This window comes from Bradyrhizobium sp. RT6a (assembly GCF_040547675.1).
Lineage (GTDB): Bacteria > Pseudomonadota > Alphaproteobacteria > Rhizobiales > Xanthobacteraceae > Bradyrhizobium.
Window position 1 is genome coordinate 67,553 of the sequence record NZ_JBEPQC010000005.1, and the last position, 19,609, is coordinate 87,161.

Here is a 19,609-nt window from a genome sequence, read left to right on the forward strand (position 1 = left end):
GAACGACATGGCGATCGTCACTGCCTCGAAGAAAGCCTGTTCGGTCAATCCGCTCAAGATGAGCCAGCCGATCGGCGGCTCATTTGCGTTCATGGGCCTACGCGGCGCGATGCCGCTTTTGCACGGTCCGCAAGGTTGCGCCTCCTTCGGGCTGACGCTGTTCGTGCGCCATTTCAACGAAGCCGTGCCGATGCAGACGACCGCCATGAACGAGGTTGCCACCGTGCTCGGCGGGCTCGAGAATCTCGAACAGGCGATCCTCAACATCTACAATCGCGTCGAGCCCGAGATCATTGGTATCAATTCGACTGGCGTCACCGAGACCAACGGCGATGACGTCGAGGCCTTCATCCGGTTGATCCGGCAGAAGCATCCGCAGCTCGAAAAGCTTCCCCTTGTCTACGTCTCGACGCCGGATTTCAAGGATGCCTTTCAGGATGGCTGGGGCAAAACAGTGGCGCGGATGATCGAGGTGCTCGTGGCTCCCGTCGACGCAGCGAGACCGCGCGATGGCTCCCGCGTCAACGTGCTGCCTGGCTGCCACCTCACGCCCGGCGATCTCGACGAGCTTCGCACGATCTTTGAGGATTTTGGGCTCAAGCCCTCCTTCCTGCCGGACGTTGCCGGTTCGCTGGATGGCCACATCCCCGACAAATTCACGCCGACCACGATCGGCGGCATTGGAATGGACGAGATCGCGACGATGGGGCAGGCGGCCTGGACGATCGCGATCGGCGCGCAAATGCGCCGTGCGGCCGAGATCATGCAGGCGCGGACAGGCACCCCGTTCCGTCTGTTCGAGCGGCTCTGCGGCCTTATGCCAAGTGACGAATTCATCGCGTTTCTGAGCGAGATCAGCGGCCGGTCGGTGCCCTCGAAATATCGCCGGCAGCGTGGACAGCTGGCAGACGCCATGCTGGATGCCCATTTCCATATCGGCGGCCGCAAGCTCGCGATCGGCGCCGAGCCGGACTTGTTATTCGATCTCTCCAGCTTCCTTCACGAGATGGGGGCGCAGGTAACGGCTGCGGTGACAACGACGAACTCACCGGTGCTCCAGCGGGTCAGGACCGAGGACGTCCTGATCGGCGATCTGGAGGATCTTGAAGAGCGTGCCAGGTCACGCGACTGCGACCTCTTGATGTCGCATTCACACGGTCGCCAGGCCGCTTCGCGACTCAATGTTCCGTTCCTCCGAGTGGGCTTTCCGATGTTCGATCGCCTGGGCGCTGCGCACCTCACGACCGTTGGCTATCGCGGCACGCGTGATCTGATCTTTGATATCGCCAATCTGATCATCACCGACCGCGAAACCAACCATGGGCCGACGCCCGACACCTGGCCATCACCTGCGGTGACCTGCAGGTCCAGCCGCCCCAGTTGCATTGAGCAGGAAGAGAAAAACACGGATGAAAGTTGCATTCGCCACTCAGGACTTGAAGCACGTCGATGCGCACTTCGGATGGGCCAAGAACATCGCGATCTACGAGGTCGGCCCGGACGGGCATCGGTTTGTTGAGGCGGTTCAATTCGGCGGTGACCTCACGGAAGACGGCAATGAGGATAAGCTGGCGCCGAAGATCCAGGCGATCAGGGACTGCGCAATCCTCTATGTTGCGGCGATCGGCGGCTCGGGCGCTGCGCGAGTCGTCGCGAGCAAGATCCATCCGATGAAGGTGCTGCAACCAGAGCCCATCGACGACCTTTGCGTCAAACTCGAGACCGTGCTGAAGGGGTCGCCGCCGCCCTGGCTGCGGAAGCTGCTCACCAAAAGCTCGGAACGTACGGTGGATTTCGAAGCCTGAAGGAAAGAGGATGCCCGATCGGTCTGAAATCACTCCAGCCGCCCCCGCGGCAGAGCGGCCATTTCTCAAAGAGCTCATCAAGGTCTGGCGCGCCCAGGACACCCACGGCGCCTGGGAGGGCAAGAAGGACCTCGACCTGCTAGACCCCTACATTCTGGACAAGCGCAAGCGCCGTGCGCTGCCGATCGTCGGCAATGCCGACCCCGACACGATATGGCGACTGCAGTTGTTCTTTGACGCCATTGCCCTCTCGATCGAGAAGGCGACGGGTGTGATGATCTCGCCAATGCTGAAGATGCATCATGAAGGGTTCGGTCGGATCGTGCTGATCGGGGGCCGGCTCGTTGTCGTGAGCAAGCAGCTACGGGACGTGCATCGCTTTGGTTTCAACAATCTGTGTCATCTTGCCGACCAAGGCGACGAAATCGTCAGGAGTGGTGTTGAGATGATCCGCGAGTTTCCGGAAGTGGCGAATTATTGAGGCAAGTATGAGCGATGTTGAAAGCCTGAAGGCGGAAATAAAGAAGCTGTCGGCCAAAGCGACCCAGGCCAAGATGGACCTCCACGACCTCTCCGAGGAACTGCCCGTCAACTGGACCGCGATCTTGAGCGTAGCGCAGAAGGCCCACGACGCCTTCAGCGAGCTCGAAAGCAAGCGCCAAGATCTCCAGGCGCTAAACAAAGCATAACGGACCTCAAGCCATGTCATTCAGGACCCGCGACGGCCGCGATTGGAGGCCGGACTACCTAGTTTGGATCGATCCAAACAAGTGCATCGGCTGCGGCCGCTGCTACAAGGTCTGCGGCCGCGAGGTCATGACGCTGAAGGGCCTGAGCGAGGACGGCGAGATGATCGATCTCGATGAGGACGACGATGAGGTCGAAAAGAAGGTCATGGTGATGAAGGACGAGGGGGCCTGCATCGGCTGCAGCGCCTGCGCCCGGGTCTGCCCGACAAACTGTCAGAGCCACGCGCCAGCTGCTTGAACCGACTCGTCTCTCGCTATGAACAGGGGTGGTTTGTCAGAGACAAAGGTAGCTCGGGAGATCCGGCATCGTGCCGATGTACGGCGCGAAGCCTTGAACCCTGTTTCGAAAGTGCGCGTCAATTCTAAGCTTGGAATGAAGTATGGTCAAAAAAGGTGTGCGGTTGAAGTCGCGGATTGAAAGGCCAACGGCCTCGACTCCAGATGATGATCCCTATCTATGGTTGGAAAAGATCGAAAGCGGACGGGCGTTGAACTTCGTCGAGCGGCAGAATAGCAGAACGCTGCGGGTATTCGGCGGACCGGCCGCGGGACGAGATCGCGATGCGCTGACCGCGATTTACGATCGGCCTGACAGGATCCCCTATGTCAGGCGCCGCGGCAGCCATCTTCACAATCTCTGGAAGGATGCCACCAACCCGCGCGGGCTGTGGAGGCGGACAACAATGGCGGAGTTTCGAAGACCCAATCCGGCGTGGGACATCGTGCTGGATATCGACCAGCTTGCGGCAAGCGAGCGCGAAGACTGGCTACTCAGCTCGACAAGCTCACTGCCGGGAAGCCCGCGAAATATCTTAAGCCTGTCGCGCGGCGGCAGCGATGCCGTCACCTTGCGGGAATTCGACGCCGAGACGAGGAGCTTCGTCGCGGACGGCTTTGCGATGCCGGAAGCCAAGGGCGGCGTCGACTGGCTCGACACGGACACGCTGCTGCTGTCCAGCGCCCATGGCGAGGGCATGGTCACGAGCTCCGGATATTCGAGGACCGTTCGCCTGTGGTGTCGTGGCGAACCTGTGGATCGGGCAGAAGTGATCTTCGAGACCGCAGCTGATCACATGCGTGTCCAGGGCCTCGCGGACCATACCGGCGCGGTCCCGCGTACCTGGATCATTGATTGGATAGACTTCTTCAACCACCGCATCTGGCTGCGCGATCACGCCGGCACCACCACGAAGCTCGAGCTTCCGACCGGCGTCTGGATGCAGGCCCATGGCGACTGGTTTGCGATGAAGCTGCGCCAGCCCTGGTCGACCGGAGGTCGAACCTATGCCACCGATGCCGTCCTCGGAATCTCGCTTTCGGCTTTCCTTGCAGGCAGCCGCGACTTTTCGCTCCTGTTCGAGCCCGGACCGCGGCGCGCATTGCAGGACTTGTTCTGGACTGCCGGCAGACTGGTGCTCTCGATCCTCGACGAACTTAAGCCGCAATTCCAGATCTGCACGCCATTCGCCACGGGCTGGAGCTGCGCGATACTCGGCGGGCTTCCCGAAATCGGCGTGGTCGACGTCTGGCCGCTCGATTGTCATCCGTGGGAGAGCAACGGCGACCTGCTCGCCGGAGTGCAGGATCCGCTCACGCCGCCCTCGCTGCTGTTGATCGAGCGCGGCGTCGAAAGCCCTGTCGTGTTGAAGCAGGCATCGAAGGCCTTCACCGCCGATGGCCTGGTGGTGACGCAGCATCAAGCGATCTCGATCGATGGCGAGCGCATCCCCTATGTGCAGACCGGCCCCGCAGGCGAAACCGGCGATGCGCCGGTCTATATGACCGCCTATGGCGGCCTCGGTCGCTCGGTAAAACCATATTACAATTCATCGCTCGGCAAGCTGTGGCTGGAGCGCGGCGGCACCGTTGTGCAGGCGAATTTGCGCGGCGGCGGCGAGTTCGGCACGCGATGGCACGAGGCTGGCCGGCTCGCCGGCAAGAAGCTGTCGCATGACGACTTCGCGGCCGTTGCCGCCGATCTCGTCCGCCGCGGTGTCACGAAAGCGAAACGGATCGCAGCCAAGGGCGGATCGAACGGCGGCATCCTCATTACCAACATGCTGACGCGATACCCAGAGCGTTTCGGCGCGCTGTTCTGCACCGTGCCGCTGACCGACATGCGCCGCTACACCAAGCTGCTTGCCGGCGCGAGCTGGATCGCGGAGTATGGCGACCCCGACAAGCCTGAGGACTGGAAATGGTTGAAAACCTATTCCGCCTATCACAACGCCAAACCCGGCCAGCCCTATCCGCCAATCCTGATCGCCACGAGGCGGCGGGACGACCGCGTCCATCCCGGACATGCGCGCAAAATGGCCGCAAAGCTCCAGGCGATGGGCTATGAGGCTTATTTCTACGAGGCGGCGGGCGGGCACGGCCACGGCAAGGACAACAAGGACAGCGCCAGCCTCGAAGCGCTGGGCTTTGAGTTTCTGAAGAGCAAGATTGGCTGGCAGGAGGGAGAGGCGTCAGCCAGCTAACGCAATTGCCAGATGACATTCGTACGATATCGACCAGAGCGAGGGCGATCTGACCGACGTCCAGAACTCCCGCACGAACGCTTCGAGATCCTGCGTGCTTGAACCATGGTGGAGTTAGTGTCTCGCCGGGACTTTGATAACGACCGTTTCTCTTCACCAACTCTATGACCTCACTTACGTGCTGTATCTCAGCCCGGTGCCGCGCGTGATCTTCCAGGACCGTGACTGGACTGCGTCTTGTCTTGCCCTTTAGAATGTATCCACACAAAGGCTTCCGATTTAAAGTTTGAACTGCCTTTTTGTGCGTTCCGCAGGCGCTCAATTCGGCGACAGGATTATCTTCCAGCAGCCGCGGCCGCGCTTTCTTTAAGAAGCAGGTCAGACGGGCAGAGCGAGCGAGGCTCATACTAACAGCTATTTCCCGCTACCGCGCGCCGGCGGTTACGGCAGCGATCATCAAAACGCCAGGAGCGATCGTCATGATGGGCGAGGTACAAACCCCGCGGCCCGAAGCGCACGACCCGCGTCTGATGTCTGACATCGAACGAGACCGTTAGCTACAAACGCATGTCGTGTTGAGCCGCCGAGGCAATCTTAGACCGAATCAGGTGCGTGATGTTCGTTGCTGGCGTTGGCACGGCCATTGCTGCTGAGATTGAGCACGGTGTCAGGCGGAGTGCATGCAGACGCGCTCTCTCGTTCATTGAACTCGGGCCGCGTTTTTTAGAGACAGACGAGCTTGCGCAAACATTCGCGTGAAGGTTTGGGAATAGCTTTGGAGAACAACATGATTCTTCATATGGAGTCGCCGGCTCCTCCGATCAGGGTGGAAAGCTGGGTACGTGGCGAGCCCCTCACCAACTTTAAGCTGGGTACGCTGTATATTGTCGAGTTTTGGGCGACTTGGTGCGGCGGATGTGTGGCGGAGATTTCCCGTCTCGCGCAGATGCAAGAGAAATACGACGATAGCGCAGTTGAGGTCATTGCAGTTGCAGCTTCCGAGCGAGGCTCAACGGCCGAGGAGGCGCGAACAAACTTGGACGCATGGTTGACCAAGAAAGGCTCGGAGCTGAACTTTCGGATCGCGTTCGATTACGCCGGAAAAATGAAGAAGTCTTGGATGGCGCCCCGCCTTTCTAGCACTATCCCCACCTCATTCGTCATCGACCGTGACGGTCACGTCGCTTTTATCGGTCACCCGATGCAACTGTATGACGTGTTTCCGAAAATCGCAAATGGCACCTGGCGCACGAGCGATGAAGCCAAAGCAGCGGATGCTGGGCGAATCGCTGAAGCAGAATCTGAAATGCGCGAGAAAGCCCCGATGCAAGCATTCTGGGACAAACTTGGAGTGGCGCTGAAGGCGCAGGATTCGTCGACGGCGCTTTCTGGCGGTAAAGAGGGTGTCGCAGTGATGCCGGACGACATCAACGTTCACCTGGTTCATGAGGATCTAGCCCTGCACAAAATCCATGACAAGCAGACGGGATTACCCGTTATGCGTCAATTGGCTCGCGATGCGATCGAAAAGCAATCCGAGTTGTGGAAGGTGCAAGCGATCCGCCAACTCTCTAATCCAGCGGAGAAGAACTCTGATGTCCCGCATTCTGATCGTTTTGCGATTGGCAAGGACTTGGCCGAACACATCCTCGTGCTGAACACTCCAGAAAGCCCGCCGGGCCGCAAGTTTCTGTCCTATGTGGCGGTCGCTCAGTATTGTTTCGAAAGCGGCGACAACGATCGTGCGGTCGATTTAGTTGAGTCGGCGGTGAAGTCGCTGGATGGCCCGTGGCCAATGGGGGCTGAACAGAAGGCGCACTACCTGCGGCTGTTGCTTGAGGCCTTGGCCAAGTACGAGGATGAGGAGCCAAAGCCGTTCTCAGGGACGAAGAACGCCTTGGTCTGAATTCTTCCTGAATTTAAGAAAATGCGGCTCGCGGCGGACGAGCGGTGACCCAGAAGCGGGTGCCGCGGAACGCCCAAGGTGCGCCGAAGATGGCGGTGAGGCAGCTTGCCGCACGGAGAGGACGAGGACATGAACGGGTCGCAAGTCGAGCGCGCAAACATCGTGGCAGAAGAGCTGTCGGCGACGGTCGCCTCGAAAACGACCGATCCGATTCAGGAACACAATTCACGCCCGCCGGCCGTAGGTCTCTACGATCCGAGCCTGGAGAAAGACTCCTGCGGCGTCGGCTTCATCGCCAACATCAAGGGCAACAAGTCGCACGAGATCGTCTCGGACGCGCTCAGCATCCTCTGCAATCTCGAGCATCGCGGCGCCGTCGGCGCCGACCCGCGCGCCGGTGACGGCGCCGGCATTCTGGTGCAGATCCCGCACACCTTCTTCAGCCGCAAGGCCAAGGAGCTCGGCTTCGCGCTGCCCGCCCCCGGTGAGTATGCCATCGGCGCGCTGTTCATGCCGCGCGACACCGCCTGGCGCAACGTCATCAAGAGCATCATCGCCGACCAGATCAAGGAAGAGGGCCTGACCCTGCTCGGCTGGCGCGACGTGCCGACCGACAATTCCTCGCTCGGCGTCACCGTGAAGCCGACCGAGCCCGCCTGCATGCAGGTGTTCATCGGCCGCAACGGCACCGCCAAGACCGAAGACGATTTCGAGCGCCGGCTGTACATCCTGCGCAAGTCGATCTCGCAGGCGATCTACCAGCGCCGCGACCGCGGCCTTGCGGGCTATTATCCGTGCTCGATGTCCTGCCGCACCGTGATCTACAAGGGCATGTTCCTCGCCGACCAGCTCGGCAAGTACTATCCCGATTTGCACGAGAAGGATTTCGAGAGCGCGCTCGCCCTCGTTCACCAGCGCTTCTCGACCAACACCTTCCCTGCCTGGTCGCTGGCGCATCCCTATCGCATGATCGCGCATAACGGCGAGATCAATACGCTGCGCGGCAACACCAACTGGATGGCAGCGCGCCAGGCTTCGGTGAGCTCCGAGCTGTACGGCAAGGACATCAACCGGCTCTGGCCGATTTCCTACGAGGGCCAGTCAGACACCGCCTGCTTCGACAACGCGCTCGAATTCCTGGTGCAGGGCGGCTACTCGCTGCCGCACGCCGTCATGATGATGATTCCGGAGGCGTGGGCCGGCAATCCGCTGATGGATGAGACGCGCCGCGCCTTCTACGAATATCACGCCGCGCTGATGGAGCCGTGGGACGGCCCCGCCGCGATCGCGTTCACCGACGGCCGCAAGATCGGCGCCACGCTCGATCGCAACGGCCTGCGGCCCGCGCGCTATCTTGTCACCAAGGACGACCGCATCGTGATGGCGTCCGAGATGGGCGTGCTGACGATCCCCGAGGACCAGATCATCACCAAGTGGCGCTTGCAGCCCGGCAAGATGCTGCTGGTCGACCTCGAGCAGGGCCGCCTGATCCCGGACGACGAGATCAAGGCCGATCTCGCCAGGAGCCACCCCTACAAGGAATGGCTGGAGCGGACCCAGATCGTGCTGGAAGAGCTGCCGAAGGTGCCGACCACCGGCGTGCGCTCCAACCTGTCGCTGCTCGATCGCCAGCAGGCGTTCGGCTACAGCCAAGAAGACATCACCATCCTGATGACGCCGATGGCCTCCACCGGCGAAGAAGCCGCGGGCTCGATGGGCAACGACACGCCGATCTCGGCGCTGTCGGCCAAGGCCAAGCCGCTCTTCACCTACTTCAAGCAGAACTTTGCGCAGGTCACCAACCCGCCGATCGATCCGATCCGCGAGGAGCTGGTGATGAGCCTCGTCTCCATCATCGGACCGCGGCCGAACCTGTTCGATCTGCAGGGCCTTGCCACCACCAAGCGTCTGGAAGCGCGTCAGCCGATCCTGACCGATGCTGATCTCGAAAAGATCCGCTCGATCTCGGATGTGGCCGAGTCGCACTTCAAGTCGCGCACGCTGGACACGACCTTCCACGCCGGTCTGGGTGCTGCCGGCATGGACCAGGTGCTCGACGAGCTCTGCGCGCGCGCCGAAGCTGCGGTGCGCGAGGGCGTCAACATCATCATCCTGTCCGACCGCATGGTCGGCTCGGACCGCGTGCCGATTCCGTCGCTGCTGGCCTGCGCCTCCGTGCATCACCATCTGATCCGCACCGGCCTGCGTACCTCGGTCGGCCTCGTCGTCGAATCCGGCGAGCCGCGCGAAGTTCATCACTTCGCCTGCCTCGCTGGTTACGGCGCGGAAGCGATCAATCCCTATCTCGCGTTCGAAACCATCGTCGCGATGAAGGACCGCCTGCCCGGCTCACTCGACGACTATGAGATCGTCAAGCGCTACATCAAGTCGATCGGCAAGGGTCTGCTCAAGGTGATGTCCAAGATGGGCATCTCGACCTACCAGTCCTATTGCGGCGCGCAGATCTTCGACGCGGTTGGCCTCAAGGCGGACTTCGTCGGAAAGTTCTTCGCCGGCACGCACACCCGCGTCGAGGGCGTCGGCCTTGCCGAGATCGCCGAAGAAGCCGTGCGCCGTCATGCCGACGCATTCGGCGAGGGGCTGATCTACAAGACTGCGCTCGATGTCGGCGGTGAATACGCCTATCGCAGCCGCGGCGAGGATCATGCCTGGACCGCCGAGTCGGTCGGGCTGCTCCAGCACGCCGCCCGCGGCAATTCGCTGGAGCGCTATCGCGCCTTCGCAAAAATCCTGAACGAGCAGTCGGAGCGTCTGCTGACGCTGCGCGGCCTGTTCCGGATCAAGAACGCGGACGAAGAGAAGCGCAAGCCCATCCCGCTCGACCAGGTCGAGCCGGCCAAGGACCTCGTCAAGCGTTTCGCCACGGGTGCGATGAGTTTTGGCTCGATCTCGCGCGAGGCGCACACGACATTGGCGATCGCCATGAACCGGATCGGCGGCAAGTCGAACACCGGCGAAGGCGGCGAGGAAGCCGACCGCTTCAAGCCGCTGCCGAACGGCGACAGCATGCGCTCGGCGATCAAGCAGGTCGCCTCGGGCCGTTTCGGCGTCACCACGGAGTATCTCGTCAACTCCGACATGATGCAGATCAAGATGGCGCAGGGCGCCAAGCCCGGCGAAGGCGGCCAGCTGCCCGGCCACAAGGTCGACGCGACCATCGCCAAGGTTCGTCACTCGACGCCGGGCGTCGGCCTGATCTCGCCGCCGCCGCACCACGACATCTACTCGATCGAGGATCTGGCGCAGCTCATCTACGACCTCAAGAACGTCAACCCGACCGGCGACGTCTCGGTCAAGCTCGTCTCGGAGATCGGCGTCGGCACGGTGGCCGCCGGCGTCGCCAAGGCGCGCGCCGACCATGTCACCATCGCGGGCTTCGAGGGCGGCACCGGCGCTTCGCCGCTGACCTCGATCAAGCACGCCGGCTCACCGTGGGAGATCGGCCTCGCCGAGACTCACCAGGCGCTGGTGCGCGAGCGCCTGCGCAGCCGCATCGTGGTCCAGGTCGACGGCGGTTTCCGCACCGGCCGTGACGTCGTGATCGGCGCGCTGCTCGGCGCCGACGAGTTCGGCTTCGCCACTGCACCCTTGATCGCGGCCGGCTGCATCATGATGCGCAAGTGCCATCTCAACACCTGCCCGGTCGGCGTCGCGACCCAGGACCCCGTCCTGCGCAAGCGCTTCACCGGCCAGCCCGAGCACGTGATCAACTACTTCTTCTTCGTCGCCGAGGAAGTTCGCGAGATCATGGCCTCGCTCGGCTTCCGCAGCTTCAACGAGATGATCGGCCAGGTGCAGCTGCTCGACCAGACCAGGCTGGTCGCGCACTGGAAGGCCAAGGGCCTCGACTTCTCAAAACTGTTCGTCAAGCAGAAGGAAGAGAAGGGCCAGAAGATCTATCACTCCGAGCGCCAGAACCATCATCTGGAAGCCGTGCTCGATCGCACGCTGATCGAGAAGGCCACGCCTGCGCTCGACCGCGGCGCGCCGGTGAAGATCGAAGCTGCGATCAACAGCACCAACCGTTCTGCGGGCGCGATGCTGTCGGGCGCGATCGCCAAGATCTACGGCAATGCCGGCCTGCCGAATGACACCATCCAGGTCAGCCTCAAGGGCACCGCCGGCCAGGCGTTCGGCGCATGGCTCGCGCATGGCGTCACTTTCGAGCTCGAGGGCGAAGCTAACGACTATGTCGGCAAGGGCCTCTCGGGCGGCAAGATCATCGTCAAGCCGCCGGCCAACAGCAGCATCGTGCCGGAAGAAAGCATCATCGTCGGCAACACCGTGATGTACGGCGCGACCGACGGCGAGTGCTACTTCCGCGGCGTCGCCGGCGAACGCTTTGCCGTGCGCAACTCCGGCGCGGTCGCCGTCGTCGAAGGCGCGGGCGATCATTGCTGCGAATACATGACCGGCGGCATCGTGGTCGTGCTCGGCAAGACCGGGCGCAACTTCGCGGCCGGCATGTCCGGGGGCATCGCCTATGTGCTCGATGAGACCGGCGGCTTCGACAAGCTGTGCAACATGGCGATGGTCGAGCTCGAGCCGGTGCTGTCGGAAGAGCTGATCAACGCCGGCACCTATCACCACTCGGGTGACCTCGAGGCGCACGGCCGGGTCGACGTGTTCAAGAACTTGCTCGATTCCGACGTCGAGCGCTTGCACGTCCTGATCTCGCGCCACGCCAAAGCGACCGGCTCCAAGCGCGCCGCCGACATCCTTGCCAATTGGAAGGACTGGCTGCCCAAATTCCGCAAGGTGATGCCGGTCGAGTACCGGCGCGCGCTGCGCGAAATGGCCGCCAACGCGGACGCCGAGCCGAATCGCGATTGAGCCCCGGGAGCTGAGACGGTACCACCGACATACCGAACATTGCACGCGCCCGAGGTGCGCGTATATGGCGCTAGACTAATAGCGCTCCCACACCCGTCCGCGAGCGCAACCCGAAGTAGATCCTCACCAGGTGGGGCCGGCTGAGACGTCCCTGCCGGGTGGTCACGCGAGATCGTTTTGACGTCCCCACGCGTCGTTCTGAAAAAGGTACGGGATCGGGGCCGCCGCGTCCCTGGAGCGCAATGACAGTGAGGGTTGCACCACAACAGGTGAGGGCTGCTATAGCTCGCCGTCGCCTGGTCAGTTGAATTCCATCGAAGATAGGCCAAAAGACGATGATTTGATCGTCACTGCCCTGCTTATTGCATCAATCAAGATCAATTGTCGCTTAAAGTGGGCAATCCGACGAAGACGCTTGGAATATCGCGCGCCGCCTTGCCAGGGAAGCGCACCCAGAGTCACACTCTGGCGCCGGTGGTCCGTACATGCCGCAAGAATCGCAATGCTCCTTCGGCCGCGTTCTGGAGCGCGAAGGCAAGGGCAAGGTCGGCGCACTCTCCGCGATCCGCGCGCCGAAGGTGGCCAAGACCTTGCCAAAGCCGCTGCCGATGGCATCGGCAAAACGCCTGGCCGACGCCGATGAGCGCGCCGGCGAGGATCGGGAGACCTGGATTCTGGTGCGCGACGCCGCCGTGATGGCGCTGCTCTATGGCTCGGGCCTGCGTATTTCCGAAGCGCTCGGTCTCAAGCGCCGCGAGGTACCGAAGGCCGGCGAAGGCGACGTGCTGGTCGTGACAGGCAAAGGCAACAAGACGCGCATGGTGCCGGTGCTGCAAAACGTGCTGGCGCTGATCGACGAATATGTCGGGATGTGCCCGCAGAATATGTCGGGATGTGCCCGCATACGCTGCCGCCGGAAGGACCGATCTTCGTCGGCGCGCGCGGCGGTCCGCTGAGCCCGCGCATCATCCAGCTTGCAATGGAGCGTTTGCGCGGCGCGCTCGGCCTGCCCGACAGCGCCACGCCGCACGCGCTGCGGCATTCCTTCGCACGCATCTGCTCTCGCGCGGCGGCGATCTTCGCGCGATCCAGGAATTGCTCGGCCACTCCTCGCTCTCGACCACGCAGATCTACACCGGCATCGATTCCGAGCGGCTGCTGGAAGTCTATGCGAGCGCGCATCGACGCCGCTGACACACTGACGTCACAACTTGATTGCCTCTTGCGCAGGCCGCGCGGTTCGGTCAATCGTTGCGGTACCGAGGCAGGAAGGACTTATGAGCGCACACGAAAGCATGAAGCACGCTGAGCATGCCGAGCACGCATCCGGCGAGAACAGGAAGATCGCCCTTCTGATCGCCGTGTTGGCACTATTCCTGGCGATCTCGGAAACGCTCGGCAAGGGCGCCCAGACCGAATCGATCAGCAAGAACGTCGAGGCCTCGAATCTCTGGGCCTTCTTCCAGGCCAAGAACATCCGCCGCACCGTGGTGCAGACCGCGGCCGAGGGAGCCAAGCTGATCACCACGCCAGACGATGCCACCAAGGCCGCGGTACAGAAGCAGATCGACGATTGGCAGAAGACCGCGGAGCGCTATCGCTCCGAGCCCAAGGAAGGCACCGAACAGCTCGCCGAGAAGGCCAAGGACGCCGTGCATGAGCGCGACGAGGCCACCGCGAAATATCATCACTTCGAGCTTGCGTCGGCGGCCTTCCAGATCGGCATCGTGCTGGCGTCCGCGACCATCATCACCGGCATAGTCGCGCTCGCTCATATCAGCGGCCTGCTGACGCTTGCCGGCCTCGTGATGACCATACTCGGCGCGTGGTGGCCGCATCTGCTGCATCTACACGGGTAGGGGCTTCGTACGAGGCGACAAGCTCGTCCCACAAACTCAGCTGTCATGCCCCGGCTTTGACCGGGGCATCCAGTACGCCGCGGCTTGTCCGTAACCAATCGACGTCTCTGGAATACTGGGCGGATTCAACCGGCCGTCGCAACACTTGTATGACTTACTAGCCCATCTTATTCACCAGAGGGCGCCCGAGAGGCTGGCGAGCGTGGTTTAAAGAGCTGATGCGGCGTAGGATTCGGTTGCTGAAGCCAACCCATCACCTTCAACCGCGAACGCCACGCCTGCCATGACTGATGATACGATTCTGCCGTTCTCGTTTCCAGCCGCTCAGGCCAAGAAAGTCACAGCAGCCTTCAATGGCGGGCGCCTGACCTCGAATGGGGGCGTGATGCTATGGCCGAGCGGCGTCTCGGTTTGGCGGTCAAATTGGCGCAGGTGTTCCCGGATCGGCGCGATCCGACACGGGTCGTGCACAGCCTTGTCCATATGTTCCGCGCCAGGATGTTCGCGATCTGCTGCGGCTACGAGGACGCCGATGACCTCGATCATCTGCGGTCGGATCCGGCGTTCAACCGCGCCTGCGGTCGGCTGCCGGACACGGGCCGGGATTTGTGTTCCCAACCGACTCTGACGCGGCTGGAGAATGCGCCGCGCCTGCGCGACGTGATCCGCCTGGCCTACACCTTGGTCGATGCATGGATGGATAGCTACCCGTGCGAGCCGGCATCCGTCACGCTCGACATCGACGACACCTGCGATGTCGTCCACGGCCATCAGCAGCTCTCGCTGTTCAACGCTCATTATGACGAACGCTGCTTCCTGCCGATCCACGTCTATGACACGGAGAGGAGCCGGCCCTTGGCGGTCGTGCTGCGGCCCGGCAAGACGCCGGGCGGCATCGAGGTGCGTGCCCATCTCCGCCGCCTGGTACGGCACATCCGCACGCGATGGCACAAGACGCGAATTACGTTCCGTGGCGACGGGCACTATGCTCAGCCGGAGACGATGAATTGGTGCGAGAACAATGGCATCGACTACATCTTCGGTCTGTCCGGTACCAAGCCGCTCGCCAGAAAAGTCGACGGGGTCGCCGACGACATCCGCACCCGACGCGCCATCGAGAACCTGCCTGTTTTGCGCGGCTATACCGAGACGCGCCACAAGGCAAAGTCCTGGGATCGCGAACGGCGCGCCGTCGCCCGTATTGAGGCGACGATGCTCGGTCTCGACATCCGCTTCGTCGTCACCAGCCTCGATGCCGGCTCGGCCGAGTGGATCTACGACAGCCTGTATTGCGCGCGCGGCCAAGCTGAGAATCTGATCAAGCTGCATAAGACGCAGCTTGCCTCCGATCGCACCAGTTGCCGTTCGGCGCTCGCCAACCAGGTCCGTCTCGTCCTCCATACCGCCGCTTATTGGCTGATGCTGACCGTGCGCGACGCCATTCCCAAAGTCCGGGAATTGGCCACAGCCGAGTTCGCGACGCTGCGTCTTCGTCTCCTGAAAATCGCCGCCCGGGTCGTCGAGACCACGAGCCGCATTCGCCTTGCGTTCGCCGCGGCATGCCGGGGAGCCGACCTGATCTTGCCCAGCGCGCTGCTGCCGCTCGGTCCTTGACCGGCGGGGCCTCCGCCCCCCGTTACCCAACCCATCCCTCAAGCGCGTTGCAAAGTACGGGTCGTCAGGCGGTGAAAAGCCGAAGGCAATCCTGTGCGCCTCGTCAAAGGAGGTGTTCCAGCCGCATCAATCGGACAAAAAACCGCATTCTCACGAATAGGACGGATTAGCACCTCCACCAGTTAAGCGACAGCTTCGTCCTCCGACACTCCTTGCGGCGGATCTTGCCGAGCCATTTCGCTGGCGCGCTGGCGCGCATGCGGTCGGCGCGATCCTTGTCCAGCGTGCTCCTCGCACTCGCGGATGGCGCCGGCTTTCCGCAGCACGGTGATCGCCCAGCGGCTGAGCGTGCCGATCGCCTGCGGTCTTCCTTGAACAGCAGCACAGAATCTCTCCTCGCGCGACATCTCAGCGCCGCTCAGGCCGGCAAAGGCCTGGAGCACAACGCCAAAGCTGATCCATACACCGTCGATCAGCCTTCTGAAATATGACCGCGAATAGGAGCCGATCATCATTGGAATGTTCGGACCCCGATGGACGCAGTCAGCCGGACCCGCGCGGGCAGCCGCCCCTCGGTGCAATTGACGACAGTATTCATGGCCAACATACGACTAGCAGAGCGGCCGTGTGATCTCCCAAACGTAGGCCGACGAGTCCATCACGAGGGTTTGTCAGATCCAGCCCCAGGGGTAGCGGTACAGTGACTCTCTCTCCGGGTACAGAGACTCTCTCTGTGGCAGACTCGTCAAGCTGGCGAGGCGGAGGGTCTGAGGCGATACTTCAGACGGGGCGGTTTTCGCCTCTGTTCTTCACCGGCTCCATTTTCGCCAAGCCGTCCTCGTATGAGATATCGGTGAATGATCCACCGATGTCCTTGGCCGCGTCGAGCAAGTAGTCGAGCCTACCGGCCGGACCGAGCTTCCTGATGTCATTCTTGTCGACGCCGGCGAGGTCCATCATCTCCTTCCATACAGTTGATTCGTCGCAAGGCAGAATGCGGAAGGTGATGTCGCCTACCTTGGTGCGGTACTTCGCGAGTAGATCAATGTTGTTGCAGAAGATGAAATAGCTGCCTTTGGGGCTCAGCCTGCCATCCAGCACCTTTGCGGCCTCGGGTAGATACGCGAAGGAATGCAGATATCCGGCAAGGACTGGGATGGTCGGTTCGCCTTCCTCCGCGATCGCAAGAACTTGTTCGATGGAATAGACCGGCGGTCGTTTTTCGTCGGCGAACTGGGCTTGGAACTTCAGCGCGATGTCACCCCGGAATCCAAATCGCCCCGACTTCGTTGTTTCACTCTTAAGCACCGCATTCAATAGCCGCCCCTCCTTGTCCAACGGGCCAAGAGCAGTGTTGTCAATCGACGTCATGGAAAGGCTCCTCATCAATGCGTGTTGTCCACGCGTCGCGCAAAGCGACGTGTCCGCTACGCTTATGCAAGTTGTTTGCCGTCACGCGATCTCCGCGGCGTAAGCAGCAGCTTGCCGCTATGTGCATGGATACGTGCTGGCACCGTCACGAGGTCTTGGCCGGATGACGCCACGGCCGGCAAGCCTCGTGTCGAAAACCCCACACGCAGGTCGCGAATCGAACAGTGGCCGCCTGCAAATCCTTCATTTCAGCTGCATCTCGACTGGCATGGGATTTGCGAATCGTGCCTTGCACAACAAGACCTGAGAGCTAGTCAGAAATGATCAACCTAACGGATAATGCCGTCAACGCATTGAAGGCCGCAATCTCCTCGACAGCGCAGCCAGCGAGCGGTCTGCGGATCATGGTCGAAGGCGGCGGTTGCGAAGGGTTCACATACAAGATGGATCTCGCGGATGGGCCGAGCTCCGATGATGCCGTGATCGAGCAAGGCGGCGTCAAAGTCTTCGTCGACAGCGCGAGCCAGGCGCATCTCAACGGCACCACGATCGATTTCGTGGTGTCGCCCGAAGGATCGGGGTTCCGATTCGACAATCCAAATGCCAAGTCGAGCTGCGCCTGCGACAAATCGTGCAGGTGAGACTGTCCTCGGACTATCCGCAATAGAAGGGCTTCGAAACATGGGCATCAAGACTGCACCAACGAAGCAGCCTCCGATGTCTGAGCCTTCCGATTGCGAGCAAATTGTCGGAGCCGTGCTCGATGAGAATCGAGCGAGCCTCAGGCGTGATCGTGGAGATGGTGAGCTCATCGTCAGGCTGACCGGCGCCTGCATGGCATGCAAGCTTGCGGGCACGACGCTCGCGGCCATTCAGGCGCGTCTGATCGGGCGGCTCGGCGAGTTCGTCCGCCTGATCCCGCTCCCCGGAGCTGCCGAAGGGCGACATTAAATGCAGAGTGGACAGTCCGTGCGGCCGATCTACCTGGATAACAACGCGACGACCCGCGCACATCCGTTGGTCGTTGCGGCGATGCTGCCGTTCTTCTCGACACAATTCGGCAATGCGTCGTCCGCGCATGCATTCGGCAGCGAGGTTGCGCCCGCATTGAAGCAGGCGCGCCGGAACCTGCAGTCCCTCGTTGGCGCGGCATTCGAGCATGAGATCGTCTTCACCTCGGGCGGGACTGAAGCCGACAACACAGCAATCCTGTCTGCGCTCGCCGTGCAGGAGGGGCGCGATGAGATCGTCACAACGGCCGTTGAGCATCCGGCCGTGCTGTCCCTTGCCGAGGAGTTGGGTCGACGAGGAATTAAGACCCATGTCATTCCGGTAGATGCCAGCGGCCGATTGGACATCGCGACTTATCGCAACGCATTGTCGAGGCGCACGTCAGTCGCCTCGGTCATGTGGGCCAATAATGAGACCGGTACGATCTTTCCGGTGAAGTCCCTCGCCAAGATGGCGCGCTCAGTCGGCGCGCTCTTTCACACCGACGCGGTCCAGGCGGTCGGGCGAATTCCGATTGACCTGAAGGCTACGGACATCGACATGCTGTCGCTCTCCGGCCATAAGCTCCATGGTCCGAAGGGGATCGGCGCGCTGTATGTGCGCAAGGACGTCAAGTTCCGGCCGCTGATTTTCGGCGGCGTACAAGAGCGCCGTCGCCGCGCTGGTACCCAAAACGTTCCGGGTATTATTGGGCTCGGCAAGGCGGCGGAACTCGCTGCGGCAAACCTCATACAAGATCAGATGCAGATTGGCGCCCTTCGCGACCGGCTGGAGCAGGGCATTCTCGCTCACGGCTGTTGCATCGTGCTTGGCCATGTCAAGAACCGCTTGCCAAATACCTCTAACATTGCCTTCGAGCATATCGAAGCGGAGGCCATCGTCCACCACCTGAACCGCTGCGGAATTGCCGTCTCACTCGGTTCAGCCTGCGCGTCCGGCTCGATGGAGCCATCCCATGTCCTGCGCGCGATGAGAGTACCACCGGCCTTTTTGCGCGGTGCGGTTCGCTTCTCGCTATCGCGCGAGACGGCGCCCGATGAGATCGACCGTGTCCTGCAAGTCATGCCGGACATCACTGCCAAACAGAGAGCCTTGTGGCGTGCGTATCAGGAGCGCGCGGGTGAGAGCTCACAACGTGCGGAGCTCCCATGAAGGTTATGATTCGCCGTTCGCCCGAGACGGGCCTTTCGATTTATGTGCCCAATAAGGATCTTGAGGAGCCGATCGTCGAATGGGAGCACGAGACCCTGTGGGGCGGTTGGATCAGAATCGCGAACGGCTGGGTGCTCGACCTACCCGCGATGGCGAGTGACACCACCCTACCAATCACTATCAACGCCAAGAAGCGCGGCGGCGAAGCAACCGAATGATGAATGCTGCGGTTCCACAAAACCTCGCCAACCGGCCGACGCGGGAGCTATTCTTGGCGGGGCGGTCCGACACCTGGGAGGAACGCGACACCATTCCCCTGGCCTGGGCCTGGCGTGACCGAGCGTGCCGATCACTCCGGAAGCCCTCGTAGCGTTCTTCGCAACCAAGATCGCGGCGCGGTGCCAAAGGCAATCTGGGCCTGGCGCAGCACTGAGGCGTCGGGCCAGCGATGGCGTTGATGGAGGAGGCCTTCGACGATCCCTGGGCCCACATGGCCAGCCCGCTCGTTGTATTCCGCGCGTCCTCACAGCCGTCAGGAAAACGGGTGTAACTCTGCAACATTCAGTTTCGAGAGGGGGAATCACGCGCCGGGCCAGGTCGTAAGCCTGAAAATCGTGATGTAATGTTCGCCATGCAAATACTTGAATCATCTCGAGGCTACGCGTCAAGGCTAAGGTTGTAATGAAGCATGGTCGAACAAAGCGTCGACGAAGTCGCGAACGAGAAGGCCAACGCGCTCCGCTCCTGATGATGATCCCTAGCTATGGTTGAAACAGATCGAAGGCGCGCGGGGGCGCTGAACTTCGTG

The 19,609-nt window shown here is 61.8% G+C and carries 13 protein-coding genes and 3 pseudogenes; 15 read left to right on the forward strand and 1 reads right to left on the reverse strand.

The window, feature by feature from the left end; genetic code table 11:
- The first annotated feature begins 7 nt into the window (after positions 1-7).
- The 11 genes and pseudogenes from nifN to ABIC03_RS25780 all read left to right on the forward strand — a co-directional run bounded on the left by nifN (position 8) and on the right by ABIC03_RS25780 (position 15,267).
- Positions 8-1,389, forward strand: a pseudogene (gene nifN, locus ABIC03_RS25730) (nitrogenase iron-molybdenum cofactor biosynthesis protein NifN).
- 20 nt (positions 1,390-1,409) lie between these two features.
- Positions 1,410-1,805, forward strand: a complete 396-nt coding sequence (gene nifX, locus ABIC03_RS25735) for a nitrogen fixation protein NifX (RefSeq protein WP_354062117.1) — start codon at positions 1,410-1,412, stop codon at positions 1,803-1,805.
- 10 nt (positions 1,806-1,815) lie between these two features.
- Positions 1,816-2,286: a NifX-associated nitrogen fixation protein gene (locus ABIC03_RS25740; RefSeq protein ID WP_354062119.1), complete on the forward strand. Its 471-nt coding sequence runs from the start codon at positions 1,816-1,818 to the stop codon at positions 2,284-2,286.
- Positions 2,287-2,293: 7 nt separating this feature from the next.
- Complete coding sequence (locus tag ABIC03_RS25745; RefSeq protein ID WP_148750489.1) at positions 2,294-2,494, forward strand: CCE_0567 family metalloprotein; 201 nt, start codon at positions 2,294-2,296, stop codon at positions 2,492-2,494.
- A gap of 13 nt (positions 2,495-2,507) precedes the next feature.
- Positions 2,508-2,792, forward strand: a complete 285-nt coding sequence (gene fdxB / locus ABIC03_RS25750) for a ferredoxin III, nif-specific (RefSeq protein ID WP_354062121.1) — start codon at positions 2,508-2,510, stop codon at positions 2,790-2,792.
- Between the two features lie 142 nt (positions 2,793-2,934).
- The gene (locus ABIC03_RS25755; RefSeq protein ID WP_354062123.1) at positions 2,935-5,034 is read left to right on the forward strand and encodes a prolyl oligopeptidase family serine peptidase; all 2,100 of its coding nucleotides are present in this window, start codon (positions 2,935-2,937) and stop codon (positions 5,032-5,034) included.
- A 787-nt stretch (positions 5,035-5,821) separates the two neighbouring features.
- Positions 5,822-6,940 carry a TlpA disulfide reductase family protein gene (locus ABIC03_RS25760; protein ID WP_354062126.1) on the forward strand — a complete coding sequence of 373 codons (1,119 nt, stop codon included), beginning with the start codon at positions 5,822-5,824 and terminating at the stop codon, positions 6,938-6,940.
- A gap of 129 nt (positions 6,941-7,069) precedes the next feature.
- Positions 7,070-11,794, forward strand: a complete 4,725-nt coding sequence (gltB, locus tag ABIC03_RS25765; protein WP_354062128.1) for a glutamate synthase large subunit — start codon at positions 7,070-7,072, stop codon at positions 11,792-11,794.
- 506 nt (positions 11,795-12,300) lie between these two features.
- Positions 12,301-12,988: pseudogene (locus tag ABIC03_RS25770) on the forward strand (tyrosine recombinase XerC); the annotation flags it as partial.
- Positions 12,989-13,071: 83 nt separating this feature from the next.
- On the forward strand, positions 13,072-13,653 hold the full coding sequence (locus tag ABIC03_RS25775) for a DUF4337 domain-containing protein (RefSeq protein WP_354062130.1): 582 nt from the start codon (positions 13,072-13,074) through the stop codon (positions 13,651-13,653).
- Between the two features lie 283 nt (positions 13,654-13,936).
- Positions 13,937-15,267, forward strand: a pseudogene (locus tag ABIC03_RS25780) (IS1380 family transposase).
- Positions 15,268-16,047: 780 nt separating this feature from the next.
- On the opposite strand, the gene ABIC03_RS25785 reads toward ABIC03_RS25780, so the two are convergent.
- Positions 16,048-16,638 carry a hypothetical protein gene (locus ABIC03_RS25785; RefSeq protein WP_283018107.1) on the reverse strand — a complete coding sequence of 197 codons (591 nt, stop codon included), beginning with the start codon at positions 16,636-16,638 and terminating at the stop codon, positions 16,048-16,050.
- Between the two features lie 320 nt (positions 16,639-16,958).
- On the opposite strand from ABIC03_RS25785, the gene ABIC03_RS25790 reads away from it, so the two are divergent.
- The 4 genes from ABIC03_RS25790 to nifT are packed head-to-tail and all read left to right on the forward strand — an operon-like array spanning position 16,959 to position 19,019.
- Positions 16,959-17,279, forward strand: coding sequence for an iron-sulfur cluster assembly accessory protein (locus ABIC03_RS25790; protein ID WP_354062132.1), 321 nt, complete (start codon positions 16,959-16,961; stop codon positions 17,277-17,279).
- Between the two features lie 40 nt (positions 17,280-17,319).
- Positions 17,320-17,589 (forward strand): hypothetical protein, encoded by a 270-nt coding sequence (locus tag ABIC03_RS25795; RefSeq protein WP_354062134.1) that lies wholly within the window; start codon positions 17,320-17,322, stop codon positions 17,587-17,589.
- The gene (nifS, locus tag ABIC03_RS25800) at positions 17,590-18,801 is read left to right on the forward strand and encodes a cysteine desulfurase NifS (RefSeq protein ID WP_354062136.1); all 1,212 of its coding nucleotides are present in this window, start codon (positions 17,590-17,592) and stop codon (positions 18,799-18,801) included. It begins immediately after the preceding gene.
- On the forward strand, positions 18,798-19,019 hold the full coding sequence (nifT, locus tag ABIC03_RS25805; protein WP_354062138.1) for a putative nitrogen fixation protein NifT: 222 nt from the start codon (positions 18,798-18,800) through the stop codon (positions 19,017-19,019). The genes nifS and nifT overlap by 4 nt, the downstream gene beginning before the upstream one ends.
- Positions 19,020-19,609 lie beyond the last annotated feature (590 nt).

Coding starts and splice junctions, on each gene's coding strand:
- gltB (WP_354062128.1), top strand. CDS start 7,070: ATGAACGGGTCGCAAGTCGAGCGCGCAAACATCGTGGCAGAAGAGCTG.
- ABIC03_RS25740 (WP_354062119.1), top strand. CDS start 1,816: ATGCCCGATCGGTCTGAAATCACTCCAGCCGCCCCCGCGGCAGAGCGG.
- nifT (WP_354062138.1), top strand. CDS start 18,798: ATGAAGGTTATGATTCGCCGTTCGCCCGAGACGGGCCTTTCGATTTAT.
- ABIC03_RS25755 (WP_354062123.1), top strand. CDS start 2,935: ATGGTCAAAAAAGGTGTGCGGTTGAAGTCGCGGATTGAAAGGCCAACG.
- ABIC03_RS25775 (WP_354062130.1), top strand. CDS start 13,072: ATGAGCGCACACGAAAGCATGAAGCACGCTGAGCATGCCGAGCACGCA.
- ABIC03_RS25795 (WP_354062134.1), top strand. CDS start 17,320: ATGGGCATCAAGACTGCACCAACGAAGCAGCCTCCGATGTCTGAGCCT.
- ABIC03_RS25785 (WP_283018107.1), bottom strand. CDS start 16,638: ATGACGTCGATTGACAACACTGCTCTTGGCCCGTTGGACAAGGAGGGG.
- ABIC03_RS25760 (WP_354062126.1), top strand. CDS start 5,822: ATGATTCTTCATATGGAGTCGCCGGCTCCTCCGATCAGGGTGGAAAGC.
- ABIC03_RS25745 (WP_148750489.1), top strand. CDS start 2,294: ATGAGCGATGTTGAAAGCCTGAAGGCGGAAATAAAGAAGCTGTCGGCC.
- nifX (WP_354062117.1), top strand. CDS start 1,410: ATGAAAGTTGCATTCGCCACTCAGGACTTGAAGCACGTCGATGCGCAC.
- nifS (WP_354062136.1), top strand. CDS start 17,590: ATGCAGAGTGGACAGTCCGTGCGGCCGATCTACCTGGATAACAACGCG.
- fdxB (WP_354062121.1), top strand. CDS start 2,508: ATGTCATTCAGGACCCGCGACGGCCGCGATTGGAGGCCGGACTACCTA.
- ABIC03_RS25790 (WP_354062132.1), top strand. CDS start 16,959: ATGATCAACCTAACGGATAATGCCGTCAACGCATTGAAGGCCGCAATC.